Below are 23,168 nucleotides of genomic sequence, written 5' to 3'. Positions count from 1 at the left end.
TTATGAGTTTGATGAAAGGTAAAAAAGGATTAATCATGGGTGTTGCCAATGAGAGGTCTATTGCTTGGGGAATTTCACAAAAACTTGCTGAAGCAGGTGCTGAACTTGCATTTACTTATTTGGGTGATGCTTTAAAAAAAAGAGTAATTCCTTTAGCAGAAAAATTAAATTCAAAAACTACATTTAGCTGTGATGTTGAAAAAAAAGAGGATGTTAACAAATTATTTGAAGATGTTAAATCTCAATGGGGTGAAATTGATTTTGTGGTTCATGCAATTGCATTTTCAGACAAGTCAGAATTATCTGGAGAATATTTAAATACAACAAGAGAAAACTTTTTAAGAAGCATGTTAATTTCATGTTTTTCATTTACAGAAGTTGCAAAAGAAGCTTCTAAAGTAATGAAGGAAGGTGGAAGTTTAATTACCTTAAGCTATGAAGCAAGCAAAGCTATTCCAAATTACAATGTAATGGGTGTATGTAAGGCAGCTTTAGAATCTAGTGTTAAGTACTTGGCTAGAGATTTGGGTGCTAAAGGCATGAGAGTAAATGCAATTAGTGCAGGACCTATTAAAACGTTGGCTGCTTCTGCTATAGGAGATGCAAAATTTTTATATAAATGGAATGAAGATCATTCTTTCCTTAAAAGAAACGTAGATATCCATGATGTTGGTAATTCAGCATTATATCTTCTAAGTGACCTTGCAAACGGTGTTACTGGTGAAATTCACTACGTAGATGCTGGATATAACAAGGTTGGGATGCCAGACCCTAAGAATATTTCTTAAAATATAGTTAAATTTAGTTAAATATGATTGTTATTGTCTCACATTTATTAATTGCAGTTATTGCAATTGGTTTTGGAATAAAAAATTTAATCTCTCAAAAAGGAACTCAAACACATAAAATTGTAGGTTGGATTTGGGTATTATTAATGTTTTATGTGGCACTGTCATCTTTTTGGATTAAGGAAATAAATGAAGGATATTATAGCGTGATACATTTACTTAGTATTTATGTTTTAGTTACCATAACTCTTGGAATTTATTTCTTAAGGAAAGGTAATGTTAAACTTCACAAAAGTTTTATGGTTGGAAACTTATTAGGTTTAATTGTTGCTGGAATTTTCACTCTACTTCCAGGCAGATATATATCTCAGGTAATAGGATTATTTTAGTAAAACTAAATCTGTAAAAAAAAACCCCTCAAATTTTCATTCAAGGGGTTTAGAATTTTTATTTAAGCTATTATTCAGAAACTTGTTTCATAGAAAGTTTAACTTTACCTCTATCAAAACCAATTACTTTAACTTTTACTTCGTCACCTTCTTTGACAACATCGGTAACTTTAGCAACTCTTTTATCTGCTAGTTCTGAAATATGAACAAGTCCATCTTGTTTTCCTAAGAAATTTACAAATGCACCAAATTCCATAATCTTCATAACTTTACCTGAATAAATTTTATTCAGTTCAGCTTTTGCAGTAATGTCTTTAATAAACTGCATAGCAATGTTTCTAGACTCTTCATCAGGAGCAGCAACTGTTACAACTCCTTCGTCATTCACATCAACTTTTGCACCTGATTTTTCAACAATCTCTCTGATCGTTGCACCACCTTTTCCAATCACAGCAGCGATATCTTTTTTATCAACTGTAATCTGTTCCATTTTTGGAGTGTGTTGTCCAACATCGGCTCTTGATTCACTTAAAGCTTTATTCATTTCACCCAAGATATGAACCCTTCCTTCTTTGGCCTGCTTTAAAGCCTGCTCCATGATTTCAAAAGTAATACCAGTAATTTTGATATCCATTTGAAGTGAAGTAATTCCATCTTTAGTTCCAGCAACTTTAAAATCCATGTCTCCTAAGTGATCTTCATCACCAAGAATATCTGACAGGACACTAAAATCATCGCCTTCTTTAATTAAACCCATTGCAATACCTGCAACTGGTTCTTTAATCGGTACACCAGCATCCATTAACGCAAGAGAAGCCCCACAAACAGTAGCCATTGAAGATGAACCATTAGATTCTGTAATCTCTGATACTATTCTAAAAGTGTATGGAAATGCCTCTTTTGAAGGAAGTGACGAGTTAATTGCTCTCCATGCTAATTTTCCGTGACCAACTTCACGTCTTCCCGTTCCAATTCTTCCAGTTTCGCCAACTGAAAAAGGAGGAAAATTGTAATGAAGCATAAATCTTTCTCTAGACTGTCCATCTAGACTTTCTATTCTTTGTTCATCATCAGAAGTACCTAAAGTAGTGACTACAATCGCTTGTGTTTCCCCTCTAGTAAATAATGCTGAACCATGAGTTCTTGGCAAAACACCAACTTCACACTCGATAGCTCTTACATCAGCTAAACCTCTACCATCAATTCTCTTTTTGTTTTTAAGAATATCAGTTCTAACAATTTTCTTTTCAAGATTTTTTAACTCATCATTAACATTAAAATCAGAGTAATTTTCATTATCAGCAAAAAGCTGCTTGGCTTTTTCAGATATTTCTGAAATTTGATTTGATCTATCTTGCTTATCTATTGTCCCAAAAGCTTTAGTTAAATCTTCAGTAAATTCACTCTCAAGTTTTTGCTTAACTTCAGATAAATCCTTTTTCTCAACAGTCCATTCTGGCTTTCTGCATTCTTTTGCAAGTTCCTCAATCATTTCGATTACTGGAACAAAGCCTTCATGACCAAATTTAACTGCGGCTAACATTATTTCTTCGGATAAGCCTGATGTTTCAGATTCAACCATAAGCACTGCATCTTTAGTACCTGCTACAACTAAATCTAAGCTTGAGTTTTCTAATTCAGCTTTTGATGGATTAAGAATGTACTTACCGTCAACATAACCAACTCTAGACGCTCCTACAGGGCCCATAAATGGCATTCCTGAAATTGCTAATGCTGCTGATGACGCGGTGATTGCTAAGATGTCTGGTTGATTTTCTTTGTCATATGAAATTACTGTTGGTAATAACTGAACTTCATTTTTAAACTCACCAGGAAACAAAGGTCTGATAGGTCTATCAATTAATCTTGATATTAATTGTTCACTTTCAGTTGGTCTTGCTTCTCTCTTAAAAAATCCACCTGGAATTTTTCCACCTGCATAATATTTTTCTTGGTAGTTTACTGATAATGGAAAATAATCCATATCTGGATTTACTTTCTTTGCTCCTACCACTGTTGCTAAAATAACTGTTTCACCACATGAAGCGATGATTGCTCCGTCTGCCTGTCTTGCTACTTTACCTGTTTCTAAACTTATCTTCTTTCCTGCTACTTCTATTTCTTTCTTGTGTACTTTAAACATTTCATTTCCATTTCGTTTCGTTCGTTTCGTTCGTTTCGTTCCATTCTATCTATCTATCTTGATCTTTATTTTCTTAATCCCAATTTCGACAGTACATTTTTGTAAGAATCCATTTTTGTATTTTTTAGGTATTCTAACAATTTCTTTCTTCTATTTACCGCTCTCAACAATCCAACAGATGAATGTTTATCTTTTTTGAATTGTTTAATATGTGTAGAGAGAGTTTCGATTTTCTCTGTTAACAAAGCAATCTGAACCTCTGAGGATCCAGTATCTTTTTCGTGCATTGCTAATTCTTGTGCCTTTTTATTCATGCCTCTTTTTTCCTATTTATTTGTTTGTTTTATTAAGTTTTCTATTTTTTCCGCATACTCAAAAGACTCATCTTTTCTAAAGAGTAATTTTGGTAAAAATTTTATAACCACTTTTTGTGATAATATTTTTCTGATTAAAAATGAGTATTTTTTTAACACAACAATAACTTCCTCAGCATTTTTACCTCCAAGTGGAAGCACATAAGCTTTGGCTATTTTTAAATCTTGACTCATTCTCACCTCAGTAACCGTTATGGTATTAGTTTCTAAATTGGGGACCTTAGCCTCATTTTTTATAAAAATCATGCTTAAAGACTGCTTAATCATTTCCCCAACTCTTAGCTGTCTTTGTGATATCGGTTTTCCAATTCTATCAGTCATTAAATCATTCTATCAGTTGAAGTTACACTAAACGCTTCTATTGTGTCGTTTTTTTGGAAATCCATATAATCTTTTACAGTAATTCCACATTCTTGACCGTTACTAACCTGTTTTACCTGATTTTTTTCTCTAAAGAGAGTTCCAACTTTACCAGTATAAATGATTGCTCCATCTCTTATTATTCTAACATCTGAAGCAGTAGTGATTTCACCTTCCATTACTTTTGATCCTGCTACTTTTCCAGCACCTGAAACTTTGAATATTTCTAAAATTTGAGCTGTGCCTGTAACAGTTTCTTGAATATCAGGTGACAACAAACCTGACATCTTTTGTTTAATGTAATCTAAAACTTCATAAATAATATTATAAGAAGAAATTTTTATTTTTTCATTTTCAGCTAATTTTTTTGCTTCCTTACTTGGTTTAACATTAAACGCTATTAAAACTGCATTTGAAGCTTTTGCTAATGTAACATCTGTTTCAGTTACCATTCCAATATCTGCTAAAATTATTTTAGGTTTAACTTCATCATGTTTAATTTGATTAATTGCATTCTTAATTGCTTCTGATGATCCATGAACATCTGATTTAATTATTAAATTTAATTCTTCTGCTGAACTATCTGAAAAAGCTGAGTCTTGAGTAGCAAATGTTAGTGGATTTTTAGCTTCTTTACTTTCTTGAGCTCTATTTTCACTTAAAGTTTTTGCTTCTTTTTCATTATCAACAACAATAAAATCATCTCCAGATTTAGCTGCACCGTTAATCCCTAAAATCTCAACTGGTGCTGAAGGAGGTGCTTCATTAATATTTTTTCCTTTGTCATCAATTATTGCTCTAACTTTTCCCCATTTTAAACCACTTACAAAAAAGTCACCTTTTTTTAAAGTTCCTGTGGTTACTATGATTGTTGCAACAGGTCCTCTTCCAACATCAATTTTAGATTCTAATACAATTCCTGTAGCTTTTGATTCAAAATCAGTTTTTAAATCCAATATTTCAGCTTGTAGAACGATTGCTTCAACTAGTTTATCTAAATTCTTTTTAGTAGTTGCTGAAATTTCAACCATTAAAGTGTCTCCAGATAAATCTTCAGCAATTAGTTCATGTTCTAATAACTGGTTTTTTATTTTTTGTGGGTCTGCATCAGGTAAATCACATTTATTAATTGCTACAACAATTGGAACATTTGCAGCTTTGGCGTGTTTAATAGACTCTACTGTTTGTGGTTTAACACCATCATCAGCCGCAACAACTAGAACAACCACATCAGTTAATTTTGATCCTCTTGCTCTCATTTCGGTAAAGGCTGCGTGACCCGGTGTATCAATAAAAGTTAGTTTATTAGATTGGCTTTCTATTTGATAAGCTCCAATGTGTTGGGTAATCCCACCAAATTCTCCTGACACAACATTCGCACTTCTTAAAACATCTAAGACTGAAGTCTTACCATGATCAACGTGACCCATAACAGTTATAATTGGTGGTCTATTTTTTAAATTTTCTACTCTTGTAGCTTTAATCTTTTGAATAATTTCTTCAGCCTTTTCTTCTCTTACTGGATTGTGTCCAAATTCTTTTACTAAATACTCAGCAGTATCAGCAGCTAATGTTTGATTGATAGTCACTGTAACGCCCATTCCAAATAAAAACTTAATAACATTACTTGATTGTTCGGCCATTCTATTAGCAAGTTCTCTTACCGTAATAGCTTCTGGAATATTTACATCTCGTTTAACAGGTTTTAAATTTTCTTGAACTTCTTCTTTAGTTAAATTTTTATTTTCTTTTTGTCTTGCTCTTTTAACAGAAGCTTCACTTCTTGCTCTTGCCTCAATTTCATCACTTAGAGCTCTTGAGACTGTTAATTTTAATTCTCTCTTTTTTGTGCCTGCTTTTAATGTTTTCTTATCTTTGTTATCATCTCCCTTAAGTCTCTTTGTAGCTCTTTGCTCTGCTAGCTTTCTTCGCTCAAAATCGTTTGTTATTGGGGGTGATTTGGGTGCAAAGGATGGTTTTGCTGAGGCACTCCTATTAAATGTTGAAGTAGTTTTTGGCTTAAAGCCTCCAGGTCTAGATGATCCACCTTTGTTTGGAAATTTGTTTGGTTGTTTTTCTATTACTACAGAGTTTTTTCCCTGAGTTTTTGCAATCTCAATATTTTTAAAGGATTTTTTGGCTGTGCCAGATATTGTTAATTTTGTTTTCTTTTCCATAGCTCATCACTCAATCTTTGTAGACAATATTTCTTGCAGACATAACTAGCTCATCCGCTTCTTCTTTTGATAAAGCAAAGTCTTCAAGGTAACCTTGAATTTTTACTCTTTCACCTTTAACAATATCAAATCCACCCGTTAGTTCATCTGATGCTAGATCAGCAAAATCTTCTAATGTAAGAATTTTTTGTTCACCCAAAGTCATCAACATTCCAGGAGTTAGTCCTTTTAAATTTATTAAAGCATCTTGAAGACCTAATTCTTTAATTCTCTCAGAAATATCCTCTTGGTCTTTTTGATGAAATTCTTTAGCTCTTTCTATTAGAGCTTTTGCAGTATCTTCTTCAATACCTTCAATTTTCATTAGACTTTCTGCTGTAGTATCTTTTATATCGTCTATTGATGAAAAACCTTCAGCAACAAGCAGTTGCCCCAATGTTTCATCTAACTCTAAGTTTTTTACAAAGTTTTCTGTTTTTTCTTTAAATTCAGATTGTCTTCTTTCTGAGTCTTCTGCATCTGTCATTATATTAATTTCATAATTTAATAACTTGGTTGCAAGTCTAACGTTCTGACCTCTTCTTCCAATAGCTTTACTCAAATTTTCTTCGGTTAAAATTACGTCTAATTTTTTTCTTTCTGAATCTACATTTACTCTTTGAACTTCAGCTGGTGACAAAGCATTAGATACTAAAATTGCCGGATCTTCTGACCAATTTACAATGTCAATTTTTTCTCCTTGTAATTCATTTACAACAGCTTGAACCCTAGAACCTCTCATACCTACACAAGCTCCTACTGGATCAAGAGATGTATCAACTGCTTTAACACAAATTTTTGCTCTACTTCCTGGATCTCTTGATGATGATTTAATTTCAATTAATCCATCATAGATTTCTGGAACTTCTTGCACGAAAAGCTTTTCCATAAATTTTGGGTGTGCTCTTGATAAGAAAATTTGTTGTCCTCTTGGCTCTCTTCTAACATCATAACAATAAGCTTTAATTCTATCTCCAGCTTTAATATTTTCTCTTGGTATCATCTCATTCTTTTGAATGATCGCCTCTGTACGCCCAAGATCAGCAATCACATTTCCAAATTCTAATCTTTTAACAATACCACTTAAAATTGAGTCCTTTTTATCAATAAAGTCATTATATTGTCTTTCTCTTTCAGCTTCTCTGACGTTAAAACTAATTACTTGTTTGGCTGTTTGGGCCGCAATTCTTCCAAAGTCAAATGATGGTAATGGTTGTAATACTTCATCTCCAACAGCTTTATCTTTGTTGGTTTCGTTTAGATTAATGGCATCTTCAAGTTTAATCTCTGTATTAGAATTTTCAGGATTTTCAGTTACAATCAATTTTCTAAAGATTTCAATGTCACCATTATCTCTATTAATTGAAACTTTAATTTCATTTTCTTGACCAAATTTAGATTTCGCTGCTTTTGCAATTCCTGTTTCCATGGAACTAATAATTAACTCTTTATCAATAGATTTTTCTAAAGCTACCGCTTCAGCAATTCTTAATAATTCTAGTTTGTCTGCTCTTTTATTTAACATGTTTTTGTTTGCTCCAAAAAAAAATGGGCTAATGCCCATTTTGTAAATTCAATAATGTAAGGGCAATATAATAAAGTTTTTTTTTAATTCAACAGAAACTATTTAGAAAAATGGCTTATTTTATCAGTTTTTTCCCAAGAAAATGATCCGTTATCATCTGGCGTTCTTCCAAAGTGGCCATAAGCAGCTGTTTTCTCATATATCGGTTTATTTAAATTTAACATCTCTCTTATTCCTCGAGGACTTAGATCAAAATTTTCATTTATCTTATCTATAACAAATTTATTTTTATCTAAGTCATTATCAAATAAATCAACATAAATTGATAATGGTTTAGAAACACCAATTGCATAAGCTAATTGAATTAAACACTTGTCTGCAATTTTGGAAGCAACAACATTTTTTGCAATATATCTTGCTGCGTAAGCTGCAGATCTATCTACTTTAGTAGGATCTTTTCCTGAAAAAGCTCCTCCACCATGAGGTGCGGCACCACCATATGTATCTACTATAATTTTTCTTCCAGTTAATCCACAGTCTCCATCTGGGCCTCCAATTACAAAATTACCAGTTGGATTAACATAAAACTCTTCTTCACTAAAACCCTCAAGAAAATTTGATGGAATGGACTTTAGCATGTAAGGTCTCAACAAGTCTCTAACTTGTGATTGATTAACATCTGAAGAGTGTTGAGAAGATATTACCACAGATTTTACTTTGGTAGGCTTTCCATCTACATATTCAAAAGTAACTTGGCTCTTACTGTCTGGTTCTATATTTTTTAATTTTCCTGACTTTCTGTCTTCTGCCATTAATCTTAAAATTTTATGAGAGTAGTGAATAGGTGCTGGCATTAAAACATCAGTTTCGTTACAAGCATACCCAAACATAATACCTTGATCTCCAGCTCCCTCATCTTTATTTTCAGACGAGTCTACACCCATTGCTATATCGTCAGATTGGGAATGAAGATGACTTTCTATTTTTGTTGCTTCTCTCCAAGTAAAACCTTCTTGATCATATCCAATATCTTTTATGCAATTTCTAACTTTTTCAATTAATTCATCTTGTTTTATTTCAGGACCCCTAACTTCTCCTGCTAAAACTACTTTATTAGTTGTTGTAAGTGTTTCACATGCTACTCTTGATAATGGATCTCCAGAGAGAAAACTATCAACTACCATATCTGAAATCCTATCTGAAACTTTATCTGGATGACCTTCAGATACCGACTCACTTGTAAAAAGAAAATTTTTTAAATTACTCATTTTTAAATCTATTAAATGAAAATATCAAAAAAATATAGAATAAAATTAATGTTATAAAAATTTTATTTCCATATTTAGAAAATAATGTTGGTTGTATTTTTTTAGCCTTTTTAAAGTCAATGTAGCCTGATTTACCATACTCAACATTTTGTTCAACAGTGCCTAAAGGATTAACAATAGCTGCAATGCCATTATTTGCTGAACGCAATAAGTATTTACCACTTTCAATTGATCTAAAAATGCTATGTGCAAAGTGTTGTTTGGGTCCTATTGATTCACCAAACCACCCATCTTCAGAGATGTTTATTATTAAATCAAAACTTGGGTTTTTAAAAATTTTACCTGAATAAATTATTTCGTAACAAATCAATGGCAATATCTTTAAAGAAAATTTATCTTTTTTTATCTCCATAATCTTTCTATCTTTACCGTTTGAAAATGATTGATAATTATTTGTAATTACACTTAAACCAAATTTTTTGAGAATATTTTCAAAAGGTAAAAATTCACCAAACGGGACTAGATTATTTTTATTGTAAAAATTTAATATTTTTAAATTATGATCATAAATTGATAAGGAATTGAAATAATTAATTTTTTTTTTATTAGTTTTTTGACTATTAATTCCAATAAATAATAAATGATTTTTGGTGAAAACATCTTCAAATAACCACTTAAATTCAACTAACTCTTCTTGAGAAATATCAGGGAGAATTCCTTCAGGCCAAATAAATATAGTTTTATCATCTTTTTGCGGCTCACTTATATCAATCAATTCTTTTATAACTGAGACCGGATCAATATTTGAATAAAATCTATCAAGACTAATGTTTGAACCTATGGCTCTTATTTTGTAATCGTAATTTGTAACTTCTGATGAACTAAATTTTTCTTTGTAGAATAATCCATGCGAATAAAACAGGAATGGTAAAATTAGAAATATAACACAAACTCCAATATCTTTTTTTGTTTCTCTCAATATGAAAATTGCAGGACTAGCAAACAGTGAGATACAAAATAAATTAAATCCATAAGTTCCTATTAAAGAGCTAATACTTAATATTTCTAAATGATTAACAAAACTATAAGCTATTAAATTCCAAGGGAAACCAGTTAAAATTGAACCTCTTATAAATTCAAAAACTCCAAAAAATAATGAAAAAACAAAAAAAGAACTTACTACTTTTTTAGATTTTGAAATTATAAAACAAAAAGTGACCAATCCATAAAAAATTCCCAAAAATGAAGGTATTAAAATAATAGTTACAGGAATTAGAAATTTAAAATTTTGATCAAATGTTAATGATATTGATATCCAATATAAGCTTGATAAAAAATAACCAAATCCAAATAACCACCCATAAAAAAAGAAGTGCTTTTTACTTCGATTAATTTTAGATTTTTTAAATAAAAATACAAAAAAAGTACTAAAAGTAAAAAAATTTATTATTAAATAATTGTAAGGGGGTAAACTTAAAGATGAGGATGCGCCTAAAGTAATTAAAAAAACTATTTCAATGTAATTTTTTTTTATCAACCTAGTTAATCTTTGAAATTACTGATTTATATATCATTTCTTCTTCGCTAAGCATTCTTTTATAATCTTTATCTTTAATATGATCAAAACCTAGTAGATGAAGGAATCCATGTATAAAAGTTTTTATTACTTTTTCCTTAAAATTTTTAATGTTTTGTGATCTAGGTTTATCCATGAAGTTATAACTAATTATAATATCTCCGATATAAGTTTTTTTAGATATCAATTTTTTTTTTGAGAAAGGAAATGACAAAATATCTGTAGGCTTATTTTTATTTCTAAAGTTTTTGTTTAATCTTTTAATACACCTGTTATTTGAAAGAAGTAAAGTAAGAGTTATTTTCTTGGTGGGAAATTGATATTTTTTTGGAAATAACTTGCAAATTTCTTTGAAAAAAAATTCTTTTTTTCTTATTTTTTTTGACCAAGCTTTCTCTTCTGAGAAAACTTCAATACTAATCATTTTTGGAGTAGGCTTTAACTATTTTAGAGACAAGCGGGTGTCTAACTACATCCGAATGATCAAAATCAACGACAGATATTTCATTTAAATGACCTAATAATTCTTTTGATTTAACTAACCCTGACATATTTTTATTTGGTAAATCAATTTGGGTTGGGTCTCCATTAACAACTATTTTAGAGTTTTCTCCTATTCTAGTTAAAAACATCTTAATTTGAGTATCAGTTGCATTTTGCGACTCGTCTAAAATTGCAAATGAATTTTTTAGAGTTCTTCCTCTCATAAAAGCAAGTGGTGCTATTTCAATATCACCAATTTCAATCATTCTTTGAATTTTTTCAAAATCAAAGAGATCATACAATGAGTCATATAAAGGCCTTAAATAAGGATCAACTTTCTCCTTCATATCACCAGGTAAAAATCCTAACCTTTCTCCCGCTTCAACAGCTGGTCTCGATAAAATTATTCTTTCAATTTTTTTTTCTAATAACATAGTAAGTCCTACAGCTACAGCTAAAAATGTTTTGCCAGTTCCTGCGGGTCCTGCTGAAATTATTATGTCACTTTGCCTTAAAGCTCTTACATAATCTTTTTGTTTTTCTGATCTAGGAATAATTGATTTTTTTGGAGTTTTAATTATATCCGTAACATTATTATTTTTAACTTTTTCATTAATCATAAAATTATCTACTGAAGAAACTATATCCTTATTTTCGATACTACCATTGTTAATAAATTGATTAGCTAAAAATTTTATTGCATTTTTGACTATTTCATTTTTTTCAGGATTAGATTTAATTAGAATTGAATTACCTCTAGAATATAAATTTGTTTCTGTAATTTTTTCTAATTCTTTTAGATTTTTATTAAACTCACCTACAACACCAATCAAGAGTTCATTATCATGAAAAATAACACTTAAAGAATTATTATCAGAATAAACAAACTTTAAGGAAGTATCGCTATTTTTTTTTGTTAAACTACTCAATTGCTATGCTACCTTTTGATTAGAGCTTAAATCTCTTTCACCAAACAAGGTGGTTCGATTACTTTTGTTAATTTTCACTGGCACAATTTTTCCAATATCCTCTTTTTTACCATTAAAAATAACAGATGTCATATATTCAGATCGACCAAAAACTTGAGTTTTGTCATCTGTAAAATTTTCAATTAAAACATTAATTGTTGTATCTTCAAAAGATTTATTCACTTGTATCTGATTTTCATATAGCTGGCTTTGAATTTTTTCTAATCTTTCCATGGAGATTTTTTTGTCAGTCAATTTTAAATCTGCTGCAACTGTGCCTGGTCTTGGACTAAAAATAAAAGAATAGGAATTTATAAATTTAATTTTTTGAATAAGTTCAAAAGTAGCTTTAAAATCAATATCCTCTTCTCCTGGATAACCTATTATAAAATCACTAGAAAATTGAATATTCTGGTTAATTTCTTTTAAACGGTCGTATATTTTATAATATTCTCTTATTGTATGTTTTCTATTCATTAGCTCTAAAACTTTATTGGACCCACTTTGAACTGGTAAATGAACTAATGGCATAAGTTTTTTTGAATATTTATAAACTTCGATTAAATCGTCCGACATATCTTTTGGATGAGATGTTGTGTATCTAATCCTTTTAATGTCAGAATATTTTTCGATCTCTAATATTAAATCTGATAATTTATACTTTTCATTATTGTAAGCATTTACATTTTGTCCAAGTAAAATTAATTCTTGTGTACCTGAGTCTATTAAATACTTAGCTTCATCTAAGATTTGTTTAAATGGTCTAGAATATTCTGGGCCTCTTGTATATGGCACTACACAAAAATGACAAAACTTATCACAGCCTTCTTGGATAGTTAAAAATGAAGAAATTTTTCCAGAATTATTTTTAATTTTATTAAAATATTTAAATTTTGAAATAGCATCAAATTCTGTTTCTTCGGTTTTTTTATTTTTTTTAATATGATTTAAAATTGTATCATTGATTTTATGATATGCTTGTGGTCCAATAACTAGGTCGATGTACGGTTCTCTTTTCAGCATTTCCTGATTTTCTGCCTGAGCAACACACCCAGCAATAATCACTAATGGCTTTTTTTTTGATCTGAAAATTTTTTTTACCCTTCCAATTTCATGATAAACTTTTTCTTTAGCTTTATCACGTATGTGACATGTATTTAAAAGATAGCAATTAGCATCCTCATAATTTTCTGTTTTTTCATAGCCAATTTTTTTTACTGATTCGTATATTCTGCTTGAGTCGTACTCATTCATTTGACAACCGAATGTTTTGATAAAAATTTTTTGTTTCATTGATTAGGATTTTTTCTTTATCCCATATAATTCAAGCTTATGGTCTACTAGTTTGTAGCCATATTTTTCTGCTACTTTTTTTTGAAGTTTTTCAATTTCTTCATCTACAAATTCAATAATTTCACCTGACTTAACATCTATTAAATGATCATGATGTCCTTCATTCAACTCTTCATATCTTGCTTTCCCACCTTTAAATTCATGCTTAGCAAGTATACCTGTCTCTTCAAATAATTTTACAGTTCTGTAAACAGTTGCAATGCTTATCTTTGAGTCAATCTTAGAAACTCTGTTATACAATTCATCTACATCAGGATGATCAGATGATTGTGACATAACTTGTGCAATTACCTTGCGTTGATCAGTTAATTTTACACCCTTTAATAAACATTTTTCCTCAATAGTTTCTGACATAATTAATTTTAACTTAAATAAACAGGATTAATCAAATTTTTTTTAATTTTATATTTTTTACATAAATTGGGGATATTTTCATAACTTAAGTCTTTTTCATCTTTAAAATCATCTAAATTGTAACAGTAATAATCAATATTTTTTGCAACGTTAAAGGCTTTAACAACTGACATTGAATTTCTTATACCCGCAAAGCTTCCTGATCCTTGATTAATATAAATCCCACTTATATTGGTAATTTTAATATCATTTGATGAAAGAAAATCATTAATGATTATGGTTAATTTTTCATAATTAATTTTAGTATTCTCATGAGTAATATTATAAATACTAGCATTAGAGATGATCATTAAAAAAATTTTTTCACTTGCAGCATCTATGATAAGTTTATTCATTTTTATTCTGTTTTTAAGCTCAAATTCTATTTCAGATGAAAATAATATCAAACACTATTCTGGTGACGAAGGTATTTTGTCATTAATGTATCATCGTTTTAATGAAAATAAATACCCCTCTACCAACATTCAAATGGATGTTTTTAAAGAACAGATAGAAATAATAAAAAACTCAAATTACAGTTTTTCTAATCCAAAAAATTTTGTGGAAAGTTTTAGTTCACCAAAAACAAATAAAGAAATTCTTATAACAATTGACGATGGTTTTTTATCTTTCTATCTTGAGGTATGGCCGTTTTTAAAACAAAATAAGATTCCTTTTATTTTATTTGTTTCAACAGAGCCTGTTGGAAAAAGTGGATATATGACTTGGGAACAAATTAAAGAAGTTGAGACTGAAGAATTCGCTATAATAGGTCACCACTCACATTCCCATGGATATCTTATTGATAAAGATGATAATTTTTTTATTTCAGACATAGAAAAAGCAAATGAAATATTTTTAAAAAATTTAGGATATATACCAAATTTATTTTCTTATCCTTTTGGTGAATATTCAAAATTCATGAGAGATTACGTTTCTCAAAATTTTGATTTTGCTTTTGGCCAACACTCTGGAGTAATTGATTTAAATAAAGATAAATTTGAACTACCTAGATTTCCAATTAATGAAAATTATGGGGAATTAAAAAGATTTCGTTCTATTATTAATTCATTTCCACTTGAATATGCACAATTACTTCCTCTAGAGAAAAAATTATCTGTAGAAAATAATCCTCCTAATTTTCAAGTTAAGTTTTTTAATGAACAAACTAATTTAAACAATATCAATTGTTATTCGAATGAATTGGATATCTGGGAAAGATCTAATACAACTTTAAACGATAATACGTTAAAAATAAATTTTAGAGGCCCATTTGTTCCAAGAAGAGGTAGAATTAATTGCTCGTTAAATGACAATGGAAAATGGCGATGGTTTGGTGTTCAGTTTCCTATTAAAAAAAATTAAATAAGACTATCTAGATCAGAACTTGAAGGTAATAACTTAGCATCATCAAAATCTTTTAGTTTGTTTTGTTTTATTATTTGCTGCAAAACTTCAACATATTGATTTCCTGTTTCCGCATACTTATTTAGATAATTAGAAAGTTCTAAACTATCTAGTGGTTTATTAGAGTCTCTAAATTCTGCCCTAGCTTTTCTTAAATCTTTATAAGTTGGATGAGTATTTAAATTTCTTTGATAGGCTCTAACAGATGCTTGTAAAATGTTAAATTTCATAACTTTATGATCTGCTCCCTTTTCTGCATCTTTTGGTTTTAAACCTTCTCCAGACCAAGTCCATTGTCCAAATAAAGCATTACCCTCTTGAGCAAATCTAGAAGTTCCCCAGCCTGTTTCTTTTGCTGCTTGAGCAATTGCAAGAGACACTGGTATTTCATCCATTCTTATTTTTAATGTTGATAAATCTTTAGATTTTACGCCGTATTGTTTATATTTTTTTTCAAGCCAATTTAATTCTAGAGTTGTGTTATTGCTTTTGTTAATAATATCAAAAAGTGTTCTTCTGTCTTTTTTAATAATGTTGTTTTCTTTAATAATTAAAGGCAAAACAATTTGTATAAAAAATTCTTTTCTTTTCTTACTATTTTCAATCATTTTTAATTCGTTAGGCAACAATGTTAATGCAACTGGTTTAACTAATTTTTTTTGTCTAACATCATTAAGATCGTAATCAGTTTCTTTAAATAATTTATTTATTGATGCCGCACTTAAATAAACTGCCTCCGTCTCGCTATTATTTAAGCTGTAGATATCAACCAGAACTTCTTCTTCATTTAAAGTTTCATTTTCTTTTTTATTTTTATCTTCATTGTTAAGTGTATAAGCTAAAATCTTTTTAGAATTATTTGTATACTCTTTTGTATAAAAATTTTTATCAGCAAAATTAATAAATATTGGTGCAATATAGAAAAAAGAAATTATTAAAAAACTACTTAAAAAAATTTTTAATAAATTATCTTTACTTCTTTGTTCAAATAAATCTTGATTATTTTTCATATTTCTAAATTGCAACAACTTCTTTTACTTCAGGTAAATAATGACATAAAAGGTTTTGAACTCCTTGCTTTAATGTCATTGTAGAACTTGGACATCCAGAGCAACTTCCTTGTAATTGAACTTTAACTACTCCATCTTTAAATTCTTTAAATTTAATATCCCCACCATCTCTAGCTACTGCTGGTCTTATTTTTTCATCTAAAATTTTTACTATTTTTTGCTCAAGGTCATCTAGATTTGAATTTTGCTCTTCTAAACTTTCATCTATGACACATTCTTTTCCCTCAGAATAAAAATCATTAATAAATGAAATTACTATATGTTTTATTTCATCCCATTTTATTATTTCCTTTTTATTGATGGAAATAAAGTCTTCTCCTAAAAAAATTCCTTCTACTCCGTTAATAGATAATAAATTTCTAACTAGTGCATTTTGAGTTTCATCTTTGTTAGTAATTTCATACGGTCCACTATTAGACACTTTTTTTCCAGGCAGAAACTTAAGTGAATTAGGGTTTGGTGTAACTTCAGTTTGAACGAACATGAATTATATATAGTGAATATTTAAAAAATTAAAACTTGTTAATAAATTTTATCTAAAAACCTACTATTTCTTTAATTCTTTTGATCTTTTTTGAGGCTATTACATTAGCTCTTTCAACTCCTTCTAGAAGAGTATTGTCCAAATATGATTTGTCATCTAATAATTTTTTGATCTCTGTAGAAATAGGTTGAATCTTATCAACGAGTACTTCAGATAATTTTTGTTTAAATTCCGAGAAATTTTTACCTGCAAAATTTTCTATACTTTTTTCTAAAGTAGAATTTGTTAAGCTTGAATATATACCTAAAAGATTTTTTGCTTCTAGTCTTTCATCAAGATCTTTTTGTTTACTGGGCATTGGTAGTGGATCTGTTTTTGCTTTTTTAATTTTATTTATAATCAAATCCTTATCATCAGTTAAATTTATTCTACTTAAGTCTGACAATTCAGATTTACTCATTTTCTTTGAACCATCTTTAAGGCTCATAATTCTTGAAAATTCTTTTTGGATTAAAGGCTCTGGAACCTGTAAAAAATTTTCAATTTCAAAATCAGTATTAAACCTTTGAGCAATGTCTCTACATAGCTCTAAATGTTGTTTTTGATCATCTCCTACAGGAACATGGGTTGCATCATAAAGAAGGATGTCTGCTGCCATAAGAACTGGGTAAGAATAAAGACCAACACTTGCTTTTTCTTTATCTTTTCCAGCTTTTTCCTTAAATTGGGTCATTCTATTTAGCCACCCCATTCTAGCAATACAACTCAGTATCCATGCTCCTTCAGCATGAGCTGGCACCTTTGATTGATTAAAAATTATACTTTTTTTGGGATCTATCCCACTAGCAATAAATGTGGCTACTGTTTCTTGAATATTATTCCTTAACTCCTTAGGATCTTGCTTAACAGTGATGGCATGTAAATCTACAACACAAAATATACACTCATTTTCGGTATCATTATTTAAATCTACAAAATTTTTTATGGCTCCTAAGTAATTTCCTAGATGGAGATTGCCTGTAGGTTGAACACCAGAAAATATTTTTTTACTCATAAACTAATACCTTAATTTAATATCATTCATTTGGAAAGCTTTGATGAAATAACACACAATTAAATAAAATAACAATCCTAATATTGCAGATAAAACTAAGTAAAAAGATTTAATTGATTGATTAAAAGCTAATTCATTTTGAAAAAAATTTAATAAAAAGTTAAAAAATAAACCCATTAGGATTGATGCAAAAACTACTTTGATAAATTTGATAAAGAATATTTGATTGAAGTAAAATAATTTTCTTTTTTTTAAAAAAATAAATAACAAAATTGAATTAAACCATGAAGAAATAGAAGTTGCTATTGGAATTATTATAAAACCAACTTCACTAAAATAATAAATACTAATAAAAATATTAAATACTACAGAAATCAAAGAAATAAAAAATGGAGTTTTGGTATCATTATTTGCAAAGAAAAAACTTGAAAAAACTTTTATCAAAGCAAAGGCGGGCAGACCTAATGCAAAATAATACAAAGCTAAACTTGAATTATTCACTGAATTTTCGTTAAAAGACCCATATCCAAATAAAGCTGAAATAATTTGTTCTGACCCAATAATTAAAGCAATAGTCGCTGGTAGACTTAAAAATAAACTTAATTCAAGAGCTTTATTTTGTATTAGCAAAATCTTGTTCTTTTTTCTGGATTGAATATGTTTTGAAAGTTGTGGAAGTATAACAACTCCAATCGCAATACCGGCAATAGCTAAGTTAATTTGATAAATTCTATCCGCATAATATAAATAAGAAACAGCGCTTGCTTGAAATGATGCAATTATCGTTCCAATTAAAATATTAATTTGGGTAACCCCGGAAGAAAAAATACTTGGTAAAAGTTTTTTAAAAAAAAACTTAACTTTATTACTTGTTTTTAATTTAAAGCTAAGTTTAAGTGAGTAATATTTTGATACATACTTATATAAAAATATTAATTGAAAAAAACCAGCTAAAGAAACACCATAAGATAAATAATAAACTAACTGATCTCCTAAAGATTTAGAAAAAATTAATACTAAAATTAAAACAATATTTAAAATTATTGGGGCCGCAGCGCAGCTGCAAACTTATTATGTGAATTTAGAATTGCAGAGAAAAATGATGCTAAACAAATAAAAAATAAAAAAGGAAATGTAATCCTAGTTAAATTTATTGCTAACTCCATTTTTTCAAAATCACCTACAAATCCTGGGGCAATAATTGAAACAAATGCAGGCATAAAAATTTCAATCACAATTGTTAAAAATAATAATCCTAGAAACAGAGGATTAAAAATATCGTTAGCAAATGTATTTGATTGTTTTTTTCCCTTAATTAATTCTAATGAATAACTTGGAACGAATGCTGCATTAAAAGTACCTTCGGCAAATAATCTTCTAAATGTATTTGGAATTCTAAACGCTACAAAGAAAGCATCAGCCAACATTCCCGTACCAAGGAAAATTGCTATTAGAATATCTCTTAAGTAACCAAGCAATCTGCTTATTATCGTAAAAAAACCAAATGTGCCTGTTGACTTAACTATGTTCATAAATCATATTAGTCTTAATTTTACCCTAATTGTATACCTAATTATCAAAAATGAAAAAAACTAACATTGATCACTACACAGATAAAGAGGCTCTAGATTTTCATAAAGATAAGAAGCCTGGAAAGATTGAGATCATTTCATCAAAAAACATGACCACTAAGAGAGATCTTGCTTTAGCATACTCTCCAGGTGTTGCAGCTCCTGTAAGAATGATTAGTGAAAATCCAGAGACTGCATACGATTATACAAGTAAAGGGAATTTAGTAGCTGTTATAAGTAATGGTTCTGCAATATTAGGAATGGGTAATTTAGGGGCCCTTGCGTCAAAACCTGTAATGGAAGGTAAGGCAGTGCTTTTTAAAAGATTTGCAGATATTGACTCCATTGATCTTGAGATAGATTGTTCTGATGCACATGAAATTGTTAATTCAATTAAAAATTTTGCTCCTAGTTTTGGTGGGATAAATTTAGAGGATATTGCTGCCCCTGACTGCTTTATAATAGAGCAAAAATTAAAAGAAATTTTAGATATACCTGTCTTTCACGATGATCAGCACGGGACAGCTATTATTACAACTGCAGCACTAATAAACGCATTGGACATAAGTGGTAAATCAATAAAAGAAATTAAAGTAGTTGTTAATGGAGCTGGTGCGTCTGCTCAAGCATGTACAGAGTTATTTAAAAATTCAGGTGTCCCAAATAAGAATATTATTATGTTGGACAGAAAAGGTGTGATTTACAAAGGTAGGCCTGATGGAATAGATCAATGGAAATCAAGGTATGCGATCGAAACTAATTTACGGACTCTTGAAGATGCAATAAGTGGTGCAGATGTTTTTCTTGGTTTGTCAGCCAAAGGTGCTCTCAAGAAAGAATTTGTAAAAAAGATGGCAAAAAATCCTATAATTTTTGCCTGTGCAAATCCAGATCCAGAAATTACTCCTGAAGAAATAAACGAAGTTAGAGACGATGCGATAGTTGCAACTGGAAGATCAGATTATCCAAATCAAGTAAATAACTTAATTGGTTTTCCTTATATTTTTCGAGGCGCTTTAGATGTTAGGTCAAAAACAATAAATGAAGAAATGAAAGTTGCTGCAGCACAAGCAATTGCAAAACTTGCAAGAGAAGATGTTCCGGATGAAGTTGTGGCTGCTATGGGAGGTGAAAGACCACATTATGGTAAAGAATATATTATTCCTTCAACATTTGATCCAAGATTAATTAGTATTATTCCAGCCGCTGTTGCAAAAGCTGCAATGGATAGTGGAGTTGCAAGAAAAAATATTGATGACTTTGAGATATACAAAGATCTACTTAGACAAAGATTAGATCCAACTGTAACTATCATGCAAGGAATCAACTCCTATATTAAAAAGAATCAAAAAAGAATAGTATTTGCAGATGGTGAAGATGAAAATACACTTAAAGCTGCAATAGCATTTAAAAATTCTAAATTAGGTATCCCAATTCTTGTGGGGAAAGAAGAAAAAATAAAAGAACAAATTAAAAATATTGGTTACAGTGAAAATTTTGATATCGAAATAGTAAACTCAAAAAATGAAGAAAAAAGAAATAAATATGTAAAACATTTATTTCAAAAATTACAAAGAGAACAAGGGTTACTAGAAAGAGATTGCGATAGACTTGTTAGAAACGATAGAGTTATATGGGCAACTAGTATGGTTGCCTGTGGTGATGCAGATGGTGCTGTCACAGGAAACACAAGACGATTTGGCGCTTCATTAGAAAAAATAAAACAAGTAGTTAATGTAAGAGATGGGGAAATCATGTTTGGTCTCAATATGGTTGTTTACAAAGGTAAAACTATTTTTGTTGGTGATACTAGTGTTCATGAATATCCAACATCAGAACAAATGGCTGAAATAGCAATTTCAACAGCTAGAGTAGTAAGATTGTTTGGTTTTGATCCTAAAGTAGCATTTGTTTCTCACTCTACATTTGGTCAACCTCTCACCAGCCGAACAAAACATATTAGAAATGCAGTAGATATATTAAAAAAAAGAAAAGTAGATTTTGAATTTGATGGAGACATGCAGCCAGATGTTGCCTTAAATCCTGAATATGAAGAGCTTTATCCTTTTTCAAAAATTGTTGGTAAAGCAAATATATTGATTATGCCTGGTCAACATAGTGCTGCTATATCTTATAAAATGATGAAAACTTTAGGAGACACTAAAGTTATTGGGCCTTTATTAATTGGGCTTGGATTACCAATAGAGATAGCTCCTTTAAGATCTTCGACATCAGAACTTATTAATTTAGCGTCTATTGCTGCTTATTCTGCAGATGTTATTGATTATAAAAAATAATTATTCTCTTTGAATTCTTAGATCTTCTACAAGAATAATGCTTGCAATAACATCTTCTACATCTAATATTTCATTAGCCTCACTAATCACAAGATCTTTTTCTTCAGCAGTTAATGCAATGCCATAAACATAAATTTTTTTCTTATAAGTATCTATTTGATAGTTGGTTGCTTTAATATTTTTATTTATAATCATTGCTGTACGAAGCTGAGAGGTTATCAAAATATCTTTTGCAGATCTTTTAAAATTAAATTCCTCTTTGATCTTTATATCATTACGAACTGATCTAGCACCTTTTATTTCCCAGGCTAATTTTGTTAATAGTAATTTTTCCTCAGGACTATCAACTTTTCCTGTTAAAAAGATTCTTCCATCTAATACTTTAGATTTAACTGATAATAGATATTTTTTATCTTTGACTAGAATTCTCGCAGCTAAATTTTTTTGCATAATTGAATCATCCATTTGGGTACCAACAGTTCTCGGATCAAAAGCAATGGAAACTCCGGTACCAAAAATACCTTTTGAGGAAACACCAGCACAGCTAGAGAAAATTACACCAAACAGAATTACTAATATTAATTTAAATTTCATTTTTTATTTTTAAACAATAATTATAAATTTCTTTTTTTGAAATATCTTTATTTTGACTAATAATTTCAGTAATTTCTTTTATAGTTAATTTATTAATCATTTTTTTTATTATATTCATATCTGATTCACTTAATTCTTGTGACATATTTTTTTCAATTTTTTTTTCTGAAATTACTATTGTTAGCTCTCCTTTTAGCTCTTTGTTAAATATTTCCAAATCATCAACGTTTTTTCTTATAAATTCTTCATATAATTTTGAAATTTCTCTACAAAATATTACTTTTCTCCCGCTAAAATTCTTTTTTAATTCAGGAATAATTTTATTCACTTTTTTTGAAGATACAAAAAAAACACATGTATCATTAAATTTTGATATTTGATTAAAGACGTTTGCAATTGCTTGTTTTTTTTCAGGTAAAAATCCATAAAAAATAAATTTTTCTGAAAAACCACTTATTGAAACTGCTGTTACAACAGCTGAAGGTCCTGGAATTGGGATAATTTTTATATTATTTTTAACACATTCATTTACTAAAATTGCACCTGGATCAGAAATACTTGGGGTTCCAGCATCTGAAATTAATGAAATTGTTTCTCCAGATTTAAGAAGATCTATGATCTTATTTATATTTTTTGACTCATTAAATTTATGATTTGAGATCAGACGTGATTTTATTTCATATCTATCTAATAAAATTCTAGAAACTCTTGTGTCTTCACAAAGAATATAAGTGGATTTTTTTAATGTTTCTATGGCTCTTAAAGTAATATCTTTCAAGTTACCAATTGGTGTTGATACTAAATAAAGACCATTTTCAATATCTTTTATTTGAGATTGTGATTTTATGATCATAA

The 23,168-nt window shown here is 29.4% G+C and carries 21 protein-coding genes and 1 pseudogene; 4 read left to right on the top strand and 18 right to left on the bottom strand.

Annotation, left to right across the window (positions count from 1 at the left end; translation table 11 throughout):
• The first annotated feature begins 2 nt into the window (after positions 1-2).
• Together ACIJYC_RS07430 and ACIJYC_RS07425 are read left to right on the top strand one after the other, a co-directional pair.
• Positions 3-788 carry an enoyl-ACP reductase FabI gene (locus ACIJYC_RS07430; RefSeq protein ID WP_435166284.1) on the top strand — a complete coding sequence of 262 codons (786 nt, stop codon included), beginning with the start codon at positions 3-5 and terminating at the stop codon, positions 786-788.
• A gap of 23 nt (positions 789-811) precedes the next feature.
• Positions 812-1,177, top strand: coding sequence for a DUF2306 domain-containing protein (locus ACIJYC_RS07425; RefSeq protein ID WP_435116610.1), 366 nt, complete (start codon positions 812-814; stop codon positions 1,175-1,177).
• 70 nt (positions 1,178-1,247) lie between these two features.
• Here the strand turns inward: ACIJYC_RS07425 and pnp are convergent, their stop codons facing one another.
• From pnp to ACIJYC_RS07365, 12 genes are all read right to left on the bottom strand, one after another.
• Complete coding sequence (gene pnp / locus ACIJYC_RS07420; protein WP_435166281.1) at positions 1,248-3,320, bottom strand: polyribonucleotide nucleotidyltransferase; 2,073 nt, start codon at positions 3,318-3,320, stop codon at positions 1,248-1,250.
• 65 nt (positions 3,321-3,385) lie between these two features.
• On the bottom strand, positions 3,386-3,634 hold the full coding sequence (rpsO, locus tag ACIJYC_RS07415; protein WP_023649167.1) for a 30S ribosomal protein S15: 249 nt from the start codon (positions 3,632-3,634) through the stop codon (positions 3,386-3,388).
• Between the two features lie 12 nt (positions 3,635-3,646).
• Positions 3,647-4,015, bottom strand: coding sequence for a 30S ribosome-binding factor RbfA (gene rbfA, locus ACIJYC_RS07410; protein ID WP_435166279.1), 369 nt, complete (start codon positions 4,013-4,015; stop codon positions 3,647-3,649).
• A complete protein-coding gene (gene infB / locus ACIJYC_RS07405; RefSeq protein WP_435166277.1) occupies positions 4,015-6,231 on the bottom strand; it encodes a translation initiation factor IF-2 in 2,217 nt (738 codons plus the stop codon). Before infB ends, rbfA begins: the two co-directional genes overlap by 1 nt.
• Before the next feature lie 10 nt (positions 6,232-6,241).
• A complete protein-coding gene (nusA, locus tag ACIJYC_RS07400) occupies positions 6,242-7,795 on the bottom strand; it encodes a transcription termination factor NusA (protein ID WP_435166274.1) in 1,554 nt (517 codons plus the stop codon).
• 98 nt (positions 7,796-7,893) lie between these two features.
• Positions 7,894-9,063, bottom strand: a complete 1,170-nt coding sequence (gene metK / locus ACIJYC_RS07395; protein ID WP_435166272.1) for a methionine adenosyltransferase — start codon at positions 9,061-9,063, stop codon at positions 7,894-7,896.
• Positions 9,056-10,600, bottom strand: coding sequence for an apolipoprotein N-acyltransferase (gene lnt / locus ACIJYC_RS07390; RefSeq protein WP_435166269.1), 1,545 nt, complete (start codon positions 10,598-10,600; stop codon positions 9,056-9,058). The genes metK and lnt overlap by 8 nt, the downstream gene beginning before the upstream one ends.
• Before the next feature lies 1 nt (position 10,601).
• Complete coding sequence (ybeY, locus tag ACIJYC_RS07385) at positions 10,602-11,063, bottom strand: rRNA maturation RNase YbeY (RefSeq protein WP_435166266.1); 462 nt, start codon at positions 11,061-11,063, stop codon at positions 10,602-10,604.
• Positions 11,056-12,051 (bottom strand): PhoH family protein, encoded by a 996-nt coding sequence (locus ACIJYC_RS07380; protein ID WP_435166264.1) that lies wholly within the window; start codon positions 12,049-12,051, stop codon positions 11,056-11,058. The genes ybeY and ACIJYC_RS07380 overlap by 8 nt, the downstream gene beginning before the upstream one ends.
• A gap of 3 nt (positions 12,052-12,054) precedes the next feature.
• Positions 12,055-13,383 carry a tRNA (N6-isopentenyl adenosine(37)-C2)-methylthiotransferase MiaB gene (miaB, locus tag ACIJYC_RS07375; RefSeq protein ID WP_435166262.1) on the bottom strand — a complete coding sequence of 443 codons (1,329 nt, stop codon included), beginning with the start codon at positions 13,381-13,383 and terminating at the stop codon, positions 12,055-12,057.
• A gap of 3 nt (positions 13,384-13,386) precedes the next feature.
• Positions 13,387-13,797, bottom strand: coding sequence for a Fur family transcriptional regulator (locus ACIJYC_RS07370; RefSeq protein ID WP_435166260.1), 411 nt, complete (start codon positions 13,795-13,797; stop codon positions 13,387-13,389).
• A gap of 8 nt (positions 13,798-13,805) precedes the next feature.
• Positions 13,806-14,147: a peptidase M22 gene (locus tag ACIJYC_RS07365; RefSeq protein WP_435166257.1), complete on the bottom strand. Its 342-nt coding sequence runs from the start codon at positions 14,145-14,147 to the stop codon at positions 13,806-13,808.
• On the opposite strand from ACIJYC_RS07365, the gene ACIJYC_RS07360 reads away from it, so the two are divergent.
• Positions 14,140-15,201: a polysaccharide deacetylase family protein gene (locus ACIJYC_RS07360; RefSeq protein ID WP_435166254.1), complete on the top strand. Its 1,062-nt coding sequence runs from the start codon at positions 14,140-14,142 to the stop codon at positions 15,199-15,201. The genes ACIJYC_RS07365 and ACIJYC_RS07360 overlap by 8 nt on opposite strands.
• Here ACIJYC_RS07360 and ACIJYC_RS07355 read toward each other — a convergent pair.
• From ACIJYC_RS07355 to murJ, 4 genes and pseudogenes are all read right to left on the bottom strand, one after another.
• On the bottom strand, positions 15,198-16,253 hold the full coding sequence (locus ACIJYC_RS07355) for a glucosaminidase domain-containing protein (protein WP_435166251.1): 1,056 nt from the start codon (positions 16,251-16,253) through the stop codon (positions 15,198-15,200). The genes ACIJYC_RS07360 and ACIJYC_RS07355 overlap by 4 nt on opposite strands.
• A 4-nt stretch (positions 16,254-16,257) precedes the next feature.
• Entirely contained in the window at positions 16,258-16,797 is a 540-nt protein-coding gene (locus ACIJYC_RS07350; RefSeq protein ID WP_435166249.1) for a NifU family protein, read from the bottom strand.
• Between the two features lie 52 nt (positions 16,798-16,849).
• A complete protein-coding gene (gene trpS / locus ACIJYC_RS07345) occupies positions 16,850-17,851 on the bottom strand; it encodes a tryptophan--tRNA ligase (protein WP_435166247.1) in 1,002 nt (333 codons plus the stop codon).
• 3 nt (positions 17,852-17,854) lie between these two features.
• Positions 17,855-19,278: pseudogene (gene murJ / locus ACIJYC_RS07340) on the bottom strand (murein biosynthesis integral membrane protein MurJ).
• A gap of 155 nt (positions 19,279-19,433) precedes the next feature.
• Here murJ and ACIJYC_RS07335 point away from each other — a divergent pair.
• A complete protein-coding gene (locus ACIJYC_RS07335; protein WP_435166245.1) occupies positions 19,434-21,719 on the top strand; it encodes an NADP-dependent malic enzyme in 2,286 nt (761 codons plus the stop codon).
• Here the strand turns inward: ACIJYC_RS07335 and ACIJYC_RS07330 are convergent, their stop codons facing one another.
• A complete protein-coding gene (locus ACIJYC_RS07330) occupies positions 21,720-22,313 on the bottom strand; it encodes a BON domain-containing protein (protein WP_435166243.1) in 594 nt (197 codons plus the stop codon).
• Positions 22,303-23,166, bottom strand: coding sequence for a 16S rRNA (cytidine(1402)-2'-O)-methyltransferase (gene rsmI / locus ACIJYC_RS07325; RefSeq protein WP_435166240.1), 864 nt, complete (start codon positions 23,164-23,166; stop codon positions 22,303-22,305). Before rsmI ends, ACIJYC_RS07330 begins: the two co-directional genes overlap by 11 nt.
• Positions 23,167-23,168: the final 2 nt, after the last annotated feature.

This window comes from Candidatus Pelagibacter bacterium nBUS_28, assembly GCF_051200915.1.
GTDB lineage: Bacteria > Pseudomonadota > Alphaproteobacteria > Pelagibacterales > Pelagibacteraceae > Pelagibacter.
This window is presented reverse-complemented; position numbering and strand designations above follow the sequence as displayed.